3 protein-coding genes are annotated in these 2,923 nt (G+C 73.3%); 2 read left to right on the top strand and 1 reads right to left on the bottom strand.

Annotated elements, in window-relative coordinates:
• Window positions 1-47 precede the first annotated feature (47 nt).
• Window positions 48-1,262: an FAD-dependent monooxygenase gene (locus tag ACFQ7Q_RS37995; RefSeq protein ID WP_383563799.1), complete on the top strand. Its 1,215-nt coding sequence runs from the start codon at window positions 48-50 to the stop codon at window positions 1,260-1,262.
• Here the strand turns inward: ACFQ7Q_RS37995 and ACFQ7Q_RS37990 are convergent.
• Complete coding sequence (locus tag ACFQ7Q_RS37990; protein WP_383563796.1) at window positions 1,216-2,358, bottom strand: helix-turn-helix transcriptional regulator; 1,143 nt, start codon at window positions 2,356-2,358, stop codon at window positions 1,216-1,218. The genes ACFQ7Q_RS37995 and ACFQ7Q_RS37990 overlap by 47 nt on opposite strands.
• 89 nt (window positions 2,359-2,447) lie before the next feature.
• Between ACFQ7Q_RS37990 and ACFQ7Q_RS37985 the strand changes: the two genes are divergently transcribed.
• On the top strand, window positions 2,448-2,855 hold the full coding sequence (locus tag ACFQ7Q_RS37985; RefSeq protein WP_362358310.1) for a VOC family protein: 408 nt from the start codon (window positions 2,448-2,450) through the stop codon (window positions 2,853-2,855).
• Window positions 2,856-2,923: the final 68 nt, after the last annotated feature.

Genomic DNA, 2,923 nt, shown 5'->3' with positions numbered 1-2,923 from the left:
GCCCCGTGGTGACGGGGCCGGCCGCCGCATCGTAAGAGGAGCAGACGATGACTCACATACTCGTCGCGGGCGGCGGCATCGGCGGACTCGCCGCCGCTCTGGCCCAGGCCCGGGCCGGACACCGGGCGACGGTCCTGGAGGGCCGGCCGGAGTTCTCGGAGATCGGTGCGGGAATCCAGCTGGCGCCCAACGCCTTCCACGCGCTCGGCATCCTGGGGGTGCGCGAGCGGGTGGCCGAGCGGGCCGACTTCATCGACGAACTGCGCTTCCTGGACGGCACGTCGGGGCAGCGGGTCGCCGCCATGGAGCTGACCGGCGCGTACCGGACCCGGTTCGGCGGTCCGTACGCCGTGGTCCACCGGGGCGATCTGCACCGGGCGCTGCTCGACGGATGCCGCGAGGCCGGCGTGGAGCTGCTCGCCGGACACCGGGTGGTCGGCTACCGGCAGACCGGTGACCGGGTGACGGCGCTCACCTCGGCCGGGGAGCGGTTCTCCGCGGACGTGCTGCTCGGTGCCGACGGGCTGCGTTCGGCGGTACGGGCCCAGCTCGTCGGCGACGGCGGCCCGCGGATCTCGGGGCACACCATCTACCGTTCCGTGATCCCGATGGCGGAGGTGCCCGAGGAGCTGCGGTCGAAGGCCGTCACCCTGTGGGCGGGCCCCGGCTGGCACTTCGTGCACTATCCGATCGGCGGCGGCGCGTTCCTCAACCTCGCGGCCACCCGGGACGACGGCGCCCGCGAGGAGATCACCGGTGTCGCCGCGAGCCGTTCTCGGGTCCTGGGCGAGTTCCCCGGACTCTGCGAGGAGGCCCGGCGTCTGCTGGAGCTCGGCCGGGACTGGCGGATCTGGGTGCTCTGCGACCGCGATCCGGTCGACGGGTGGGTGGACGGCCGGGTGGCGCTCCTCGGGGACGCCGCGCATCCGATGCTCCAGTACGCCGCCCAGGGCGCCTGCATGGCTCTGGAGGACGCGGTGGTCCTGGGCGGGCTGCTGGGCGCCCGCGAGCCCGCGGACGTACCGCGGTGGCTGGTGGAGTACAACGCGCTGCGGCGGGACCGTACCGCGCGCACCACCCTGACCGCGCGCGAGCTGGGCGAACAGCTCTACCACGCGTCGGGGGAGGACGTGCCGGCACGCAACGCGATGCTGGCGGGCCTCTCCCCCGCCGGGTTGCGCGAGGCCGTGGCGTGGCTGCACGGCTCCACGTCGTTCACCGAGACCCGAGAGCCCGCTCTGGCGCTTGCCGAGGCGGCATGACGCGCGGCTCCCCCGGCGCATCCGACGGCGACCGCCACCCCGCTTCGAGCGAGGGGTGGCGGTCGTCCTCGTCCCGGCGGTCGCCCTCGTTCTGGGGAGCGCCCTCGTTCGTGCGGTCGCCCTCGTCCCGGCGGCGGTCCTCGTTCGTGCCCACCCCCGCGTACCGCCCCGTCAGTTCGGCCCCTATCCGCGCCAACTCCACCTGGACGGCGACTGGTTCGAGCACCTCGACCAGGCCGCCCCAGCCGGCCAGGTTCCGGGCGACGTCCAGCGGGGTCGGCGAGGCGAGGCGGATCCGCGCCCGGCCGTCGGCGGCCTCGCCGGCGGCGTGGCAGTGGCGTCCGAACCGGTCGCGCAGGATGTCGACGTACCTCGTCTCCACGAGCACGGTCGCCCAGGTGCGCGAGCGCTTGCGCTCCACGTCGCCGACGACCTCCTGCCAGGCCGTGGCGAGGGTGAAGTCGTCCGGGCGTTCGGCGGTTTCACCGGTCTGCTCCGCGGCGCCGATCCGGTCGACCCGGAAGGTGCGCCGCCCCCGCTCGGTGCCGGCGATCAGGTACCAGATGTCGTCCTTGTCGACCAGGCCCCAGGGGTCGACGAGCCGCTCGGTCCGCTCCCGGGCGCCGTTGGTGTACGTCAGCCGGACCTTGCGCCGGCGGATCACCGCGGCCTGCAGGCGGTCGACCATCTCCGGCCGGTCGCGGTCGCGCTCCCCCCACGGGGTGGGGTCCACCATGGTGGCGTCGGCGGCGGCCGCCGCGTCGGCCCGGAAGGTCTGCGGCAGCGCCCGCAGCAGCTTGTTCAGTGCCGCCTTGGCGTCCCCGGAGGCCGCCGCGGCCGGGCCGACGAGCAGGAACAGCGCCTGGGCCTCGTTGGCCGAAAGGCCGCTGAGGTCGGTACGCGCCCCGCCGACGAGCGACCAGCCGCCGCCGCGGCCCGGTTGCGGATACACCGGGATGCCGGCGGCGGACATCGCCTCCAGGTCACGGCGTGCGGTGGCGACGGACACGTCGAGCTCTTTCGCCAGCTCGGCGGCGGTCACCCGGCCCCTGCGCTGCATGAGCAGCAGGGCGGAAACGAGTCGGTCAGCGCGCATGTTCCCAGCTTCTCTCGTAAAGTGCTCAGTTGGTGAGCGCTTTAGGTCGGAGGATGGTTGCGGATACGGAACGAAGGAAGGAACCACCCATGCTGCGAGGACTTGCCACCGTCAACTTCTTTGCCGACGACGTGGAAGCAGCCAAGACGTGGTACGCGGAACTGCTGGGCGTCGAGCCGTACTTCGAGCGCCCGGGCGACGGACAGCCCGCCGCCTACTACGAGTTCAGGATCGGTGACCACCAGACCGAACTCGGCCTCATCGACCGGCGCTACGCCCCTCCGGGTCTGCCCGACGCCCCCGGCGGCGCGATCGGCCACTGGCACGTCGACGACGTGGAGGGCACCCTCGCCCGGCTGCTCTCGATGGGCGCCACGCTGTACACACCGCTGACCGAGTACGGTCCCGGCTTCGTCACCGCGTCCGTGACCGATCCCTTCGGCAACGTCCTGGGCATCATGTACAACGAGCACTATCTGGAGATGCTGGGCGCCTGACGCGCCCTCCCGGCCTCGGCGCTCGCACCGCGGATACGACGGTGGCCCCCACGCGGGACGTAGGGGCC

It is taken from the genome of Streptomyces sp. NPDC056527, assembly GCF_042794475.1.
Classification (GTDB): Bacteria; Actinomycetota; Actinomycetes; order Streptomycetales; family Streptomycetaceae; genus Streptomyces.
The sequence above is the reverse complement of the archived record's forward strand: the minus strand, read 5'-3'. Positions and strand labels throughout refer to the sequence as shown.

What these genes read in the sequence shown, in the direction of transcription:
- ACFQ7Q_RS37995 (WP_383563799.1), top strand. Translation starts at nt 48, where the DNA reads ATGACTCACATACTCGTCGCGGGCGGCGGCATCGGCGGACTCGCCGCC.
- ACFQ7Q_RS37990 (WP_383563796.1), bottom strand. Translation starts at nt 2,358, where the DNA reads ATGCGCGCTGACCGACTCGTTTCCGCCCTGCTGCTCATGCAGCGCAGG.
- ACFQ7Q_RS37985 (WP_362358310.1), top strand. Translation starts at nt 2,448, where the DNA reads ATGCTGCGAGGACTTGCCACCGTCAACTTCTTTGCCGACGACGTGGAA.